The following is a 13,059-nucleotide window of genomic DNA, read 5'->3' as shown; positions in this document are numbered from 1 at the left end:
CGGTGAGGAGTCGGGCTCTCAGAGCGCGAGGCGCTCGCGCACGATATCGGCGAGGCGGTCGGCGTACGCCTGCGCGGATTCCGCGTCGGCGGCCTCGACCATGACACGCACGAGCGGCTCGGTGCCGGACTTGCGCAGCAGCACACGCCCGGTGTCACCCAGCTCGGTCGCGACCGCGCGGACGGCGGCCTGGACGACCTCGTCGTCATCGACACGGTCCTTGTCGACACCGCGCACGTTGATGAGCACCTGCGGGTAGACGGTCATCACGGCCGCGAGCTCGGCGATCGTCTTGCCCTGGCGCGCCATCTCGGCGACCAGGTGCAGACCGGTGAGCAGGCCGTCGCCGGTGGTGGCGAACTCGCTCATGATCACGTGACCGGACTGCTCGCCGCCGAGGGCGAAGCCGCCGGCGTTCATGTCTTCGAGCACGTAGCGGTCGCCCACCGCGGTCTGACGCACCGTGATGCCGTGCTCGCGCATGGCGACGTGCAGGCCGAGGTTGCTCATCACGGTGGCGACGAGCGTGTCGTCGGTGAGATGACCGCGCTCCTTCATCGACACCGCGAGGATCGCCATGATCTGGTCGCCGTCGATGACGTTGCCCGCGGCGTCCACGGCGAGGCAGCGGTCGGCGTCGCCGTCGTGCGCGATGCCGATGTCGGCACCGAGACGCACGACCGCCTCCGCGAGGTTGTCGAGGTGCGTCGAGCCGACGCCGTCGTTGATGTTGAGACCGTCGGGTTCGGCGCCGATGACGATGACATCGGCTCCCGCGTCGCGGAAGGTCTCGGGCGAGACGCCGGAGGCGGCGCCGTGGGCGCAGTCGAGCACGACCTTGATGCCCTCGAGCCGATTCGGCAGCGACCCCAGGAGGTGCACGACGTACCGGTCCTCGGCATCCGAGAACCGGTCGATCCGACCGACGCCCTCGCCGGTGGGGCGCAGCATCTCGCCGGACATGGCGGCCTCGATGCGCTGCTCGACGACGTCGGGCAGCTTGACGCCGCCGCGCGCGAAGATCTTGATCCCGTTGTCGGGCGCCGCGTTGTGCGACGCCGAGATCATGACACCGAAGTCGGCGTCACGGTCGGCGACGAGGAACGCCAGCGCGGGGGTCGGGATGACACCCGCCTCGAGCACGTCGACGCCCGAGGAGGCGAGACCGGCGGCGACCGCCGCGGTCAGGAAGTGTCCCGAGACCCGGGGGTCGCGAGCCACGACTGCGGTCAGACGCTTGCCTTCGGCTTTGCGTGCCTCCGCAGTACGGCCCTGGCCCAGGACGACAGCAGTCGCCTGGGCCAGGGTGAGCGCGAGGTCGGCGGTGAGGATGCCATTGGCAAGCCCCCGCACACCGTCCGTGCCAAAGATCGGCATCGGAAGCAGTGGACCTTAACGCTTCGAGTACTGAGGCGCCTTGCGGGCCTTCTTGAGTCCAGCCTTCTTGCGCTCCTTGACGCGAGCGTCGCGCGAGAGGAAGCCGGCCTTCTTCAGGGTCGGGCGGTTGTTCTCCTCGTCGATGCCGTTGAGGGCACGGGCGATGCCGAGACGCAGCGCACCGGCCTGGCCCGAGGGGCCACCACCGGAGATGCGCGCGATGACGTCGTAGCCGCCGGCGAGGTTGAGGACCGTGAACGGGTCGTTGATGAGCTGCTGGTGCAGCTTGTTCGGGAAGTAGTCCTCGATCGAACGGCCGTTGACCGTGATCGTTCCCGAGCCGGGGATCAGACGCACGCGGGCGATGGCCTGCTTGCGACGACCGACTGCGGCGCCCGGGACGCTGAGCACGGGGCGGGGAGCCGCCTCGACTGCGTCGGTCTCGGGGGTCGAGGTCGAGAAGCTCTGGGGGGTTTCGGTGGTGTCCTGGATGTCAGCCACGAGTATGTCCTTAAGTCTGTACGGCGCTTACTGGGCGACCTGGTCGAGGGTGTACGGCTGGGGCTGCTGCGCGGCGTGCGGGTGCTCGGCACCGACGTACACCTTGAGCTTGGACAGCTGCTGGCGGCCGAGGCTGTTCTTCGGGAGCATGCCACGGATGGCCTTCTCCACGGCGCGGACCGGGTTCTTCTCGAGGAGCTCGGCGTAGGTGACCGACTTGAGGCCGCCCGGGTAACCCGAGTGGCGGTAGGCCAGCTTCTTCTGGAGCTTCTGACCCGTGAGCGCGACCTTCTCTGCGTTCACGATGATGACGAAGTCACCGGAGTCGATGTGGTTGGCGAAGGTGGGCTTGTGCTTGCCACGCAGGAGCGTTGCCGCGTGCGAGGCGAGACGGCCGAGAACGACGTCGGTGGCGTCGATGACGACCCAGTCACGCTGGACCTCGCCGGCCTTCGGGGTGTAAGTGCGCGTCACGATAGTGCTGCTTTCTTGTGTCGAACGGAGAAGTTCGTGAATCCCACTCCGGGGTGGTTCTTCCCGAGAGGGAGGAACACGCCAGTGGAGGGCTCACGTTCGGGTGATGCACCCCGCCGACGAGCGGCACGGGCACCAAAGAGACAGCATACGCTACCGAGCGCGGTCCCTCAAACCGGCCTCACGCGAACCGGGCTCACGCGAGGTCGGACCGCTCCCCCGGCGTCAGCACACGCAGCCGGTGCCCCTGCTCGGCGTGCTCGAAGATCCCTACCAGCCGCTCGAGGGTCTCCGAGAAGTGGAGCCATCCCTCCGCGTGCACCGGCACGATGACGGCATCCGCCAGCACGCCCGCCGCCTCGAGCGCCGTCCGCGCGTTCAGCGTGAGATCGGTGTCGCCGAAGGCACCGACGTTCGCGGCGCCCGTGAACAGCACGGCGATCGCGATCGCCGGGAACCGCTCGCTGATGCGGCGCACGAGATCGACCGAGGCGTTGTCGCCCGAGACGTAGACGGTGGGCTCGCCGGGCGCCTCGAGCACGAAACCCGTGACGAACCCGACCACGGCCTCCGCCCCCTCGGGTCCGTGGAGCGCGGGCACCGCCGTCACGGTGACATCGCCGATCCGATGCTCCTGCCACGGTACGAGCCCCGCGACCTGCGGGATCCGCGTCGCCGACTCCGCCGTGCCCAGCACCAGCGGCACCTCGGGCAGCAGGGCGCGACCCGCGTTGTCGAGGTTGTCGGCGTGCTCGTCGTGCGACAGCAGCACCACGTCGATCGGGCCGAGCGCGGAGGGACGCACGGCCGGACCCGTCAGCTTGCGCAGGCGTGATCCTCCCTCGTACACACCGGGTTCGTCGAACGTCGGATCGGTCAGGAAGCCGTAACCGCCGTACGTGAAGTACAGCGTCGGCCCGCCGACCAGGACTGCGGGAATCGTCGTCATGCTTCGAGTCTGCGGCATCCGGGTCTGCGGCGTCAGTCCGGATGCACCGAGACGAGGATCGGACGGTGATCGCTGGTGCCCTGCGGCAGGGTCGTGATCCGCTCGATCTCGAAGCCCGTCGACGTCGCGAAGTCGTAGTGACCCCGGAACACGCGATAGCGCGTGTAGGTGTGATCGTCGCTGAGGGTCAGGGCGTACCCGTGGTCCCGCACGGCCTGGCCGAGATTCTCCTTGAACACCGGGTAGTTGTAGTCCCCGACCATGAGCTGCGGCAGCCCCTCGCCGAGGGCCGCCAGCGACGTCAGCGCCGCTCGGATCTGGTGCCGTCGCAGCGAGTTCAGCGCCGTGAGCGGAGCCGCGTGGAAGGACCCCACGATGATCTCGCGCCCCTCGTCGATGTCGACCAGCCGCGCGGCGAGGATGCGCTCGTGCGCGGGCTTGAGCATGCGGTCGTGGAGCGACTTCTTGAGCCCGATCGCCCGGATCTCGCGCAACCGGAAAGTGCTCGACCGGTAGTACAGCGCCAGGCCGAGCCGGTTCCCCTGGGTCGCGTCGGCGAGCACGAGACCGCCGATGCTCTCGGGCAGGTGCTGCACGTCGCACTCCTGCAGGCACAGGATGTCGGGATCGTGCTCGCCGACGAGCGCCACGAGCTCGCTGGCGGCCCGGTGCTTGCGGAGGTTGTACGAGATGACCTTCATGATCGTTGCCACGCTACCCCCGGCCGCTATGGGTGGGCTCCGGGTTGTCTTGGCCGCGCGGGTCTGTTATTGATTCACTCGCTGTCGCGTCGCGCCCGCGTCTGTTCGGCGCGCGCGGCGAGCAGATCGTCGGCCGGATAGCCGACCTCGGTGAGGATCAGCCCCCGCGCGGCGAGCACCTTGAACTCGCTCGTGCGGGTGAGCGCGTCGCGCAGCACCACAAGGTCGCCGACGTCCAGTCGCCCCTCCCCCACGGCCACGCAGGCGCCGACGAGCGCGCGCACCATGCTGTGGCAGAACGCGTCGGCCTTGACCTCGGCGACCAGCACTCCCTCGGGATCGCGGGTCCACCGGTAGTCGAGAAGCGTACGGATGGTCGTGGCCTCGTCACGCGGCTTGCAGTAGGCGGCGAAGTCGTGCAGACCGATGAGGGTCTGCGCCGCGGCATCCATCGCGGATGCGTCGAGTCGGCCCCGCACGCTCGTGGTGTCGAGGCGGCGCAGCGGATCGAACCCCGCGACCTCGTCGGCGAGCCGGTAGCGATAGCGGCGCCAGACCGCCGAGAACCGCGCGTCGAATCCCTCGGGCGCGATCGAGGTGCGGCGCACCGCCACGTCGGAGTACGCGCCGAGCACGCCGCGCATCCGTCCGGCGATCGAGGCGGCCGGGTCGATGGCGGCGCGTCCGTGCCGGGACTCGATGCGCGCCCACTGCGCGTCGTCGAGGTCGACGTGCGCGACCTGGCCGGAGGCGTGCACTCCGGCATCCGTGCGTCCGGCGACGACCAGCCGCACGTCGGAACCCACGATCCGCGCCAGCGCCTCTTCGAGCGTGCCCTGCACGGTGCGCAGCGTCGGCTGCCGGGCCCACCCGCGGAAGTGGGTTCCGTCATAGGCGATGTCGAGCCGGATGCGCACGTCGACAAGCCTAGGACACCCACGATGACGGCCCCGGAGCATCCGCGGATGCCGGGGCCGTCATCGCGATCCGGGGAAGGGTCAGATGCCGCCGTCGATCGAACGGATGGTGGTCGCCGGCTCATCCGGCACCATCACCTGGGTGTCGCGGTTCAGGCTCTCGCCGCGGAAGAACCTCTTCGACCGCGGGAACAGGTACCAGACGAACATCAGCACGAGACCGAACGCCAGCGATCCGATGCCGATCACGAAGGTGCCGCCGATGCCGAACAGCACGGTGTAGCCGTAGTCGACGTCCCACATGTCGATCGCCGACTGCACGAACGCTCCGGTGAGCATCAGTCCACCCAACAGGGGGAAGAGGCCCTTGAAGAAGAACTCGCGCGGCGAGCGGAAGATGTCACGACGGAAGTACCAGACGCAGGCGAAGCCGGTGATCGCGTAGTAGAAGGCGATGGCGAGGCCGAGCGACAGGATCGAGTCCTGCAGGATGTTGTCGCTGATGAGCGTCATGCCGATGTAGTAGACCGAGGCGACCACGCCCATGACGATCGTCGAGAACGACGGCGTCTTGTACTTCGGATGCACGTCCTTGAACTTCGCGGGAAGCGCACGATAGACGCCCATCGCGAGGGTGCCGCGCGCGGTCGGGAGGATCGTGGTCTGCGTCGAGGAGATCGCCGAGATGATCACCGAGACCACGAGAACCCACCCGAACGGTCCGAGCAGCCCGTCCTTGATGGCGAGGAAGAAGTCGTCGGCGTTGGCCTCGTTGCCGAGTCCCGTACCCGTCTCGCCGAGGCCCGCGTACATCATGGCCGCGATGGTGACCGCGACGTAGGTGAAGAGCAGGATGACGGTGGTGAGCAGAGCCGCGCGGCCCGGGATGCGCTTCGGGTCCTTGGTCTCCTCGTTCAAGGCGAGGCAGGTGTCCCAGCCCCAGTAGATGAAGAGGGCGAGCAGGATGGCCTCCGTGAAGCCCGACCAGTCGGTGAACGCGAACGGGTTCAGCCACTCCAGGTCGAAGGGCGTCGGGTTCGGCGCCGTTCCCGCGAAGAACTGCCAGAGAGCAGTGACGATGAAGATGCCGAGGGCGAGGTACTGGATGCCGAGCAGGATGTTCTGGATGCGCTCGCCGATCTCGACCCCACGCCAGCTCACCCACGTCATCGCGGCGATGAAGACGACGGCCACCACGACCACGCGCCAGTCGTTGTTGGCGAGGTCCTGCCCGATCAGCGACCAGAAGTAGACCGAGGCGATCTGCGCGAGGTTGGCGAGCACGACCATGCCCGCGACGGCGACGCCCCAGCCTCCCATCCAGCCCACCCACGGGCCGAACGCCTTGGTGCCCCAGGTGAACGTGGTGCCGCAGTCGGGCACGGCGTTGTTGAGCTCTCGATACGCGAACGCGATGAGGAGCATCGGCACGAAGGCGATGATGAAGGCGATGGGCGCCTGCGCGCCGACGGCGAGGACCACGAAGCCGAGCGTGGCGACGAGCGAGTACACGGGCGCGGTGGAGGCGAGACCGATCACGGTCGAACCCCAGAGCCCGAGTGTGCCTGCCGCCAGCCCCTTGCCGTCGGGCCGTTCCAGGTGGATGGGCGTCGTAGCTGCCATGGTCAGACAGTAGGGCCATTGCGGTTATCGCGTCAATGACTTTCTCCGAACGACTGATTCCATCCGCGAATGGGTGCGTACGCGACGAAATCCGCAGTTGTGTGAAACCCGCAGTTCAGTTTCGCCCGAGCATCCCGTCGGCGTGGTCGGCGATCCAGGCCATCAGCGGCAGCATCCGCTCCATGAGGTCGCGCCCGAGCGGGGTCAGGCTGTATTCGACGTGCGGGGGCACCGTCGGGAACGACTCGCGGTGCACGAGGCCGTCGTCGGCGAGGGTGCGCAGCGTGGAGGCGAGCATCTTCTCGCTGATGCCGTCGACCTCGCGGCGCAGCTCTCCCCAGCGCAGCGTTCCGTCCGACAACGACGAGAGAACGAGAACGCCCCACTTGCTCATCACGTGGTCGAGGATCACGCGGGTGCTGCACCCCTGCTCGAAGACGAGCGGGGTGCTTTCCCGGATCTGCGCATAACTCACCGTCATGTAGGTACCTTACTTCAAAGTGGGTACCCGCAGGTCGGAAGGTTTCGAATCAGCGCGGGGTTGTCGAAGGTGTCATTCCCACGAAAGGACCCTCATGACCATTCTCGTCACCGGCGCCACCGGACAGCTCGGCCGCCTCGTCATCGACAGCCTCCTCGAGCGCGGCGCGGAGCCGTCGTCGATCGTCGCGGGCGTGCGCGACCTCACCAAGGCATCCGACATCGCCGCCCGCGGCGTGCGCACCGCGGTCGTCGACTACGACCGGGCCGACACGATCGCGGCGGCGCTCGAGGGCGTCGACTCGGTGCTCCTGATCTCGGGTTCCGAGGTCGGTCGCCGCACCGCGCAGCACCAGGCCGTCATCGACGCGGCGAAGGCGGCCGGAGTCGGCAAGCTCGTCTACACGAGTGCTCCGAAGGCCCCGACGAGCGATCTCGTGCTCGCCCCCGAGCACAAGGCGACCGAGGAGCTCATCGCCGCGTCCGGCATCCCCGCCGTGATCCTGCGGAACAACTGGTACACCGAGAACTACGCAGGCAACATCGCGCAGGCCCGCGAGACCGGCGTCGTGGCGGCCAGCGTCGGCGATGGCCGCGTGGCCTCGGCGAGCCGCAAGGACTTCGCGGATGCCGCGGCGGTCGTGCTGCTGGAAGACGGCCACCTCGGCCAGGCGTACGAGCTCGGCGGCGACGTCGCATGGACCTACGACGAGCTCGCCGCCGCGATCGCCGAGGTCATCGGCAGCCCCGTCGAGTACCGCGCGCTGACCGCCGAGGAGCACGCCGCCGCTCTCGAGTCCGCGGGTCTCGACGCGGGAACCGTCGGCTTCGTCACCGCGCTCGACGCGGGCATCCGCGACGGCGCACTGGCCGACACCGACGGGACGCTCGCGCGTCTGATCGGCCGCCCGACCACTCCTCTCGTGGAGGGTCTCCGCCCGCTGGCGTGACCTCGACGGCGTTCCCGCCGCAGAAAGCCCGGTGTCCCTCGCGGATTCCGGGCTTTTCTGCGCCCGGGCGCAGGCGGGCCGCTAGTCTCACGAGTATGAGCATCGATGCACAGGCCGCCCTCGACGCGATCACCGCCGAGGAGCGGGAGTTGGATGTCGATCGTTTCACCGTGACGGATGCCTGGGAGGTGGGCGCCTGGCTGCGCGCGCGTGCCGTCGCCGACGCGTTGCCGATCGTCGTGTCGGTCGTCCTCGGAGGCCAACGCGCCTTCCACATGGCGGCGCCGGGTACGAGCGCCCTCAACGACGCCTGGCTGGAGCGTAAGTTCCGCGTCGTCGAGCACTTCGGCCGCTCTTCTCTGGGCGTGCACTACGACTTCCTCTCCCGAGGAGAAGACTTCGTGCGGTCGTCCCGTCTCGACCCCGCGCTGTACGCGGCGGCGGGCGGCGGGTTCCCGATCCGGATCGGCGGAACGCTCGCGGGCGCGATCGGTGTGAGCGGCCTCGAGATGCACGCCGACCACGCTCTGGTCGTGGAGGCGCTGCGCGCGCACCTCTCGCGCTGAGGCGATCCTCCGCCGCGTCAACCCCCTGGGCCCGGGGCGCTCGACGCGCGATGGTGGTCGCATGGCGAAGAACGTGCGCACGCTCCGTTGCACCCCGGCGGATGTCTTCGAGGTGCTCGAAAACGGATGGCTGTACCCGGCCTGGGTCGTCGGCGCCTCGCGGATGCGCGAGGTCGATGAGACCTGGCCCGCCGAAGGATCCCAGCTGCATCACTCGGTCGGTGTCTGGCCCGCCCTCCTCGACGACACCACCGTCGTCGAGGAGTGGTCACCCCCGAATCGCATGGTCATCCGCGCGAAGGGCTGGCCGATCGGAGAGGCTCGAGTCACCCTGCGGGTCCGTGCAGGGGACGGCGGCACGCTGGTGCGTATCGATGAAGAGCCGGTGAAAGGGCCAGCGACACTGCTCCCGAGCCTGATCACCACGCCGCTCCTTCGCTTCCGCAACGCAGAGACCCTGCACCGCCTGGCGTACCTCGCCGAGGGGCGCGCTCGCTGACCGGCAGCCATTAGCGCCCTCGGGAACCGACCGTCAAGACCCTGACGCCCTCACCGGTACCGAGGAAGACTGCACCCGCCTCACTGATCGGAGAAGCACATGACCTCCCCCCTCCTCACGTCACCCGCCCCGCTCCCCTCCGCACGCGGCCCACTCGGCGATGCGGTGCGGAAGCGCCTGACCGGCGAAGCGGACGCCGTGACCGTGCGGAGCGCTCAGGCCGCAGTGGCGGCGGCATCCGATCTCCTGCGCGACGACGACGTGCAGCTGGCGCTCTTCCTGCTCTACGCCTCCGCGTACGGTTCGCTCCCCGGACTGGATCCTCGCCTGGAGTGGGATCCCGAGCTGATCGCGGTCCGTGGGGTGCTGGAGGCCGCCTTCGAGCAGCGTCTGCGCGAGGTCGTTCCGCTTCCGGAGATGCCGGAGCCCACCGTCGATGCCGTCGGGCGCGCGCTGTTCACGCTCGCCGCGGACGACGACGGACCCAGCCTCTCGCGCTACCTCGCCCGCAAGGCGACCCCTGAGCAGGCCCGCGAGTTCTTCCTGCAGCGTTCCGTCTACACGCTGCGCGAGGCCGACCCCCACTCGTGGGCGATCCCGCGGCTCACCGGCCGCGCGAAGGCGGCGCTCGTCGAGATCCAGTCCGACGAGTACGGCGGTGGGCGCCCCGAGCGCGTGCACGCGGAGATCTTCGCCGCCGCGATGCGCGGTGCGGACCTCGACGACACGTACGGGGCCTACGTCGACGATGTGCCGGCGATCACTCTCGCGTCGCACAACATGATGTCGATGTTCGGCCTGAACCGTCGACTGGTCGGTGCGATCGTCGGGCACCTGGCGGCCTTCGAGATGACGTCGTCGATCCCGAACAAGCTCTATGCCGACGGCCTGCGCCGACTCGGCTACGGTGAAGACGTCACCGACTACTTCGACGAGCACGTCGAAGCGGATGCCGTGCACGAGCAGATCGCCGCACGCGATCTCGCCGGTGGACTCGCCGAGGACCGACCGGATCTGCTGCCGGACATCATGTTCGGAGCTGCCGCCTGCCTCGCCGTCGACGGCTGGGTCGGGGAGCACATCCTCGAGGCCTGGTCGCGCAACGAGTCCTCACTCCGAGAGCGGGTGGACGCGTGAGTGCCCGGCCCGAGCATCCGACGATCACCGCGTACCCGGATGGGCCCCTCCTGGTCCGGGGAGACATCGACCTTGTCGATGCCGAGGGCGCGCCGATCGAGCGCCACCGGCGCACGATCGCCCTCTGCCGCTGCGGTCTCTCGGCCATCAAGCCGTTCTGCGACGGAACGCACAAACCCGCGGGCTTCCGCACCGAGGATTGATGCGTCGCCCGCCCCTCCGTTCGGCGCTGCAGGCGGCGACGCGTCCCGCCCGGCTGCTGCTGGTCGCCAAGACCGCGCTGGCCGTCGGGATCGCGTGGTTCATCGCGCGATACATGCCGGGCGTCACCGACGAGTACCCCTACTACGCGCCGCTCGGCGCGCTGGTGAGCATGTATCCGACGCTGATGGGATCGGTGAAGTCCGGGCTCCAGACCCTGCTCGGACTCGCCGCCGGCATCGGGCTGGCCTCGATCATCGTGCTCACGGTGGGTCCGACGTGGTGGTCGATCCCGATCGTCGTCGGGCTCGGCGTGCTCCTCTCGGGCACGGGGTGGTTCGGGGTGGGGCGCGAGTACGTGCCCATGGCCGCGCTCTTCGTGCTGATCATCGGCGGGCAGAATGCCGACGACTACTCCCTGGGATACCTCACCCAGATGTCGGTCGGGGTCGTCGTGGGGCTCGTCGTGAATCTGGCGATCGCGCCGGCACCGCTCACCGCCGAGGCGACGGCGAGCCTGCGTCTCTTCCGCGAGCGACTCGCGACGCACCTGCACGACATCGGTGAGGCGGTGTCGGATTCGTGGCCGCCCGAGAAGGAGCAGTGGGCCGACGACGCGACCTCGCTCGCAGAGACGGCACGTTCGCTGCGCTTCGCTCTCGTCGAGGCGGACGAGAGCCGCCGAGGCAATCCCCGTGCGTGGGGTCGACGCGGGGAGACCGACGATGCGCACCGACAACTGGAGGCGCTGGAGCGGATCTCGCAGCACATCAGGGACATCGCCGACTCGCTCGCGGACACGATCTGGGACCGCCCCGCGGCGATCGAGCTCGATGTCGAACTTCCCGCTCCGCTGACCGCCGCCTGCCATGCGGTCGCCGACGTGATCGCCCTCGAGGATCCGACGTCGGCCGAGGCGCATCGCATTCGAGGAGAGGCGACCCGCGCCGTGCGTCTCCTCCTCGAGACGGTCGATGATCGCACGATCGAGTTGCGTCAGTCGATCGGCCCCGGTGTGCTCGCGGCGATGCATCTGCGGCGGATCCTGATCCTCAGCCGTCCCCCCGCCGATGCGCCCTCGGATGAGGTGCGGTAGCAACAGAAAACCCCGGTCCGAAGACCGGGGTGAATTCCTGTAGCAGGAGCGGGGCTTGAACCCGCGACCTCACGATTATGAGTCGTGCGCTCTGACCAGCTGAGCTACCCTGCCGCGACGCATCCGCGTTCTGCAGAGACGAATGCTGCGAGCCCCGAGTCAGGATTGAACTGACGACCCCTTCCTTACCATGGAAGTGCTCTGCCACTGAGCTATCGGGGCGTGCTGCCCCTCGCGGGGCAACCACACGAGAATACCATCACTGTGGCGTCCTCATGAAATCGAGCCGGTCAATACTCGTAGCGACCGGCGTTCGCCTTGAGCCACGGCAGCGGATCGATGGTCGATCCGTTGACGATGAGCTCGAAGTGCATGTGCGCGCCGTACGAACGGCCGGTGTTGCCGGTCTTGCCGATCACGGTTCCGACGGTGACCTTGTCGCCCGTCTTCACCTGCAGCGAGCCGTACTGCATGTGCGCGTAGTGGCTCGTGATGACCTCGCCGTCGATGACGTGGTCGATGTACACGGTGACGCCGTAGGCGCCGCCCTGCTCGGTCGCGAGGCGCACCGTGCCGTCGGCGATGGCCTGGACGGGAGCGCCGTTGCCGGGAACGAAGTCGATGCCCTCGTGCAGGCGGCCGCTGCGCATGCCGTAGCCGTAGCTCATGCCGACGCCGACGAGGAACGGCCACTGGATGGCGGCCTCGGGGTCGTTGGTGAAGACCTCGTTGGAGTAGTTGATGCCCTGTTCGGCGGCGACCTCGACGAGGGAGATCGTGCTGAAGTCGTCGCCGCGGTCGAGAGCTTCGTTCTGCACGTCGGACGACGTGACGAAGGCCTGGATCTCATCGGAGGCCGCGGACTTCTCGTCGGCGGCAGCGGGGGCGACCAGCGACGCGGAGGCGGCCGAGGTGCCCTGCACGGCGGCGAGGGCTTCGGCGGGGAGGGTCATCGAGACCGCGAGGAGACCGGCGAGGCTCATGACACCGAGGGAGGCCCCGACGGTGACGACCTTGCGGATGCGGCCGGAGCGGCGTGGGGCGAGGTGCACGATCTCTTCGATCGATGACTTCTCGACGGGCACCGAGGCGGTCGCGCGGTGGAACGCCGACCCCTTGAACGCCTGCGAAGCCTGCTCGAACGCGTCGATGAGGTTCTCGGTCGGCGCGGGGATGGCGGGGCCGTCGATGATGATCGGCTCGTCGCTCACGACGAGGGGGACCTTGGCGGGCTTCGGCGTCGATTCGCCGAGCTCGGAGACGACCTCGTCGGGCGCGGCGATCTTCTCGACGGACTCGTCGGCGGCGATGGCCTCGGCCGCCAGCATGCGGGCGGCGCGACGGGACAGGGGCGCGGAGGTCTCGATGGCCGCGGGGGATGCAGAGGCTGTCGCCGTCTCTCCCACCGCGGTGGCCTCGTGGGCCTGAGTGCGGAGTCGGCTGGAGCGGCGCGTGGGCGCAGATTCAGCCTGGGGATTCTCGAAGGGCAAAACGATTCTCTCGGGGTCGTACGTCAAGCTCGGGGGCGCTTACTCATGTTCCGCCTTCGGGCGGCGGAAATAACGATCGCGTAAACACTACCTCGCCT

Annotated in this window: 15 protein-coding genes and 2 tRNA genes; 6 read left to right on the top strand and 11 right to left on the bottom strand. The window is 68.7% G+C overall.

Annotated features, from left to right (window positions below):
- Window positions 1-18: 18 nt before the first annotated feature.
- The 8 genes from glmM to KV396_RS10700 all read right to left on the bottom strand — a co-directional run bounded on the left by glmM (window position 19) and on the right by KV396_RS10700 (window position 7,023).
- Complete coding sequence (gene glmM, locus KV396_RS10735) at window positions 19-1,377, bottom strand: phosphoglucosamine mutase (RefSeq protein WP_247623193.1); 1,359 nt, start codon at window positions 1,375-1,377, stop codon at window positions 19-21.
- Window positions 1,378-1,392: 15 nt separating this feature from the next.
- Window positions 1,393-1,878, bottom strand: a complete 486-nt coding sequence (gene rpsI, locus KV396_RS10730) for a 30S ribosomal protein S9 (RefSeq protein WP_247623194.1) — start codon at window positions 1,876-1,878, stop codon at window positions 1,393-1,395.
- Between the two features lie 27 nt (window positions 1,879-1,905).
- Window positions 1,906-2,352, bottom strand: a complete 447-nt coding sequence (rplM, locus tag KV396_RS10725) for a 50S ribosomal protein L13 (RefSeq protein ID WP_102194388.1) — start codon at window positions 2,350-2,352, stop codon at window positions 1,906-1,908.
- A gap of 196 nt (window positions 2,353-2,548) precedes the next feature.
- Window positions 2,549-3,301: an MBL fold metallo-hydrolase gene (locus KV396_RS10720; RefSeq protein WP_247955710.1), complete on the bottom strand. Its 753-nt coding sequence runs from the start codon at window positions 3,299-3,301 to the stop codon at window positions 2,549-2,551.
- 32 nt (window positions 3,302-3,333) lie between these two features.
- Window positions 3,334-4,002 (bottom strand): endonuclease/exonuclease/phosphatase family protein, encoded by a 669-nt coding sequence (locus tag KV396_RS10715; protein ID WP_247957582.1) that lies wholly within the window; start codon window positions 4,000-4,002, stop codon window positions 3,334-3,336.
- A 74-nt stretch (window positions 4,003-4,076) separates the two neighbouring features.
- The gene (gene truA, locus KV396_RS10710; RefSeq protein ID WP_247955709.1) at window positions 4,077-4,919 is read right to left on the bottom strand and encodes a tRNA pseudouridine(38-40) synthase TruA; all 843 of its coding nucleotides are present in this window, start codon (window positions 4,917-4,919) and stop codon (window positions 4,077-4,079) included.
- 81 nt (window positions 4,920-5,000) lie between these two features.
- Window positions 5,001-6,542 (bottom strand): APC family permease, encoded by a 1,542-nt coding sequence (locus tag KV396_RS10705; RefSeq protein ID WP_247955708.1) that lies wholly within the window; start codon window positions 6,540-6,542, stop codon window positions 5,001-5,003.
- A 115-nt stretch (window positions 6,543-6,657) separates the two neighbouring features.
- Window positions 6,658-7,023, bottom strand: a complete 366-nt coding sequence (locus tag KV396_RS10700) for a winged helix-turn-helix transcriptional regulator (RefSeq protein ID WP_247623198.1) — start codon at window positions 7,021-7,023, stop codon at window positions 6,658-6,660.
- 94 nt (window positions 7,024-7,117) lie between these two features.
- Here KV396_RS10700 and KV396_RS10695 point away from each other — a divergent pair, with 94 nt between their 5' ends.
- The 6 genes from KV396_RS10695 (at window position 7,118) to KV396_RS10670 (ending at window position 11,471) form a co-directional block, all read left to right on the top strand.
- Complete coding sequence (locus KV396_RS10695) at window positions 7,118-7,972, top strand: SDR family oxidoreductase (protein ID WP_247955707.1); 855 nt, start codon at window positions 7,118-7,120, stop codon at window positions 7,970-7,972.
- A gap of 95 nt (window positions 7,973-8,067) precedes the next feature.
- Window positions 8,068-8,538, top strand: coding sequence for a heme-degrading domain-containing protein (locus tag KV396_RS10690; RefSeq protein WP_247632767.1), 471 nt, complete (start codon window positions 8,068-8,070; stop codon window positions 8,536-8,538).
- Window positions 8,539-8,599: 61 nt separating this feature from the next.
- Entirely contained in the window at window positions 8,600-9,037 is a 438-nt protein-coding gene (locus tag KV396_RS10685) for an SRPBCC family protein (RefSeq protein WP_247955706.1), read from the top strand.
- Window positions 9,038-9,136: 99 nt separating this feature from the next.
- On the top strand, window positions 9,137-10,174 hold the full coding sequence (locus KV396_RS10680) for an iron-containing redox enzyme family protein (RefSeq protein WP_247955705.1): 1,038 nt from the start codon (window positions 9,137-9,139) through the stop codon (window positions 10,172-10,174).
- Window positions 10,171-10,377, top strand: a complete 207-nt coding sequence (locus KV396_RS10675) for a CDGSH iron-sulfur domain-containing protein (protein WP_247955704.1) — start codon at window positions 10,171-10,173, stop codon at window positions 10,375-10,377. The genes KV396_RS10680 and KV396_RS10675 overlap by 4 nt, the downstream gene beginning before the upstream one ends.
- A complete protein-coding gene (locus tag KV396_RS10670; RefSeq protein ID WP_247955703.1) occupies window positions 10,377-11,471 on the top strand; it encodes an FUSC family protein in 1,095 nt (364 codons plus the stop codon). Before KV396_RS10675 ends, KV396_RS10670 begins: the two co-directional genes overlap by 1 nt.
- 40 nt (window positions 11,472-11,511) lie before the next feature.
- Here the strand turns inward: KV396_RS10670 and KV396_RS10665 are convergent.
- From KV396_RS10665 to KV396_RS10655, 3 genes are all read right to left on the bottom strand, one after another.
- Window positions 11,512-11,585, bottom strand: a tRNA-Met gene (locus KV396_RS10665).
- 36 nt (window positions 11,586-11,621) lie between these two features.
- A tRNA-Thr gene (locus KV396_RS10660) sits at window positions 11,622-11,693 on the bottom strand.
- Between the two features lie 68 nt (window positions 11,694-11,761).
- On the bottom strand, window positions 11,762-12,877 hold the full coding sequence (locus tag KV396_RS10655) for a M23 family metallopeptidase (RefSeq protein ID WP_247955702.1): 1,116 nt from the start codon (window positions 12,875-12,877) through the stop codon (window positions 11,762-11,764).
- Window positions 12,878-13,059: the final 182 nt, after the last annotated feature.

This window comes from Microbacterium galbinum (assembly GCF_023101185.1).
GTDB classification, from domain to species: Bacteria; Actinomycetota; Actinomycetes; order Actinomycetales; family Microbacteriaceae; genus Microbacterium; species Microbacterium galbinum.
This window is presented reverse-complemented; position numbering and strand designations above follow the sequence as displayed.

Excerpts from the sequence above, each read along its gene's own strand:
- KV396_RS10715 (WP_247957582.1), bottom strand. The coding sequence starts at position 4,002 with ATGAAGGTCATCTCGTACAACCTCCGCAAGCACCGGGCCGCCAGCGAG.
- KV396_RS10685 (WP_247955706.1), top strand. The coding sequence starts at position 8,600 with ATGGCGAAGAACGTGCGCACGCTCCGTTGCACCCCGGCGGATGTCTTC.
- KV396_RS10680 (WP_247955705.1), top strand. The coding sequence starts at position 9,137 with ATGACCTCCCCCCTCCTCACGTCACCCGCCCCGCTCCCCTCCGCACGC.
- KV396_RS10690 (WP_247632767.1), top strand. The coding sequence starts at position 8,068 with ATGAGCATCGATGCACAGGCCGCCCTCGACGCGATCACCGCCGAGGAG.
- KV396_RS10695 (WP_247955707.1), top strand. The coding sequence starts at position 7,118 with ATGACCATTCTCGTCACCGGCGCCACCGGACAGCTCGGCCGCCTCGTC.
- KV396_RS10720 (WP_247955710.1), bottom strand. The coding sequence starts at position 3,301 with ATGACGACGATTCCCGCAGTCCTGGTCGGCGGGCCGACGCTGTACTTC.
- KV396_RS10700 (WP_247623198.1), bottom strand. The coding sequence starts at position 7,023 with ATGACGGTGAGTTATGCGCAGATCCGGGAAAGCACCCCGCTCGTCTTC.
- glmM (WP_247623193.1), bottom strand. The coding sequence starts at position 1,377 with ATGCCGATCTTTGGCACGGACGGTGTGCGGGGGCTTGCCAATGGCATC.
- KV396_RS10670 (WP_247955703.1), top strand. The coding sequence starts at position 10,377 with ATGCGTCGCCCGCCCCTCCGTTCGGCGCTGCAGGCGGCGACGCGTCCC.
- KV396_RS10705 (WP_247955708.1), bottom strand. The coding sequence starts at position 6,542 with ATGGCAGCTACGACGCCCATCCACCTGGAACGGCCCGACGGCAAGGGG.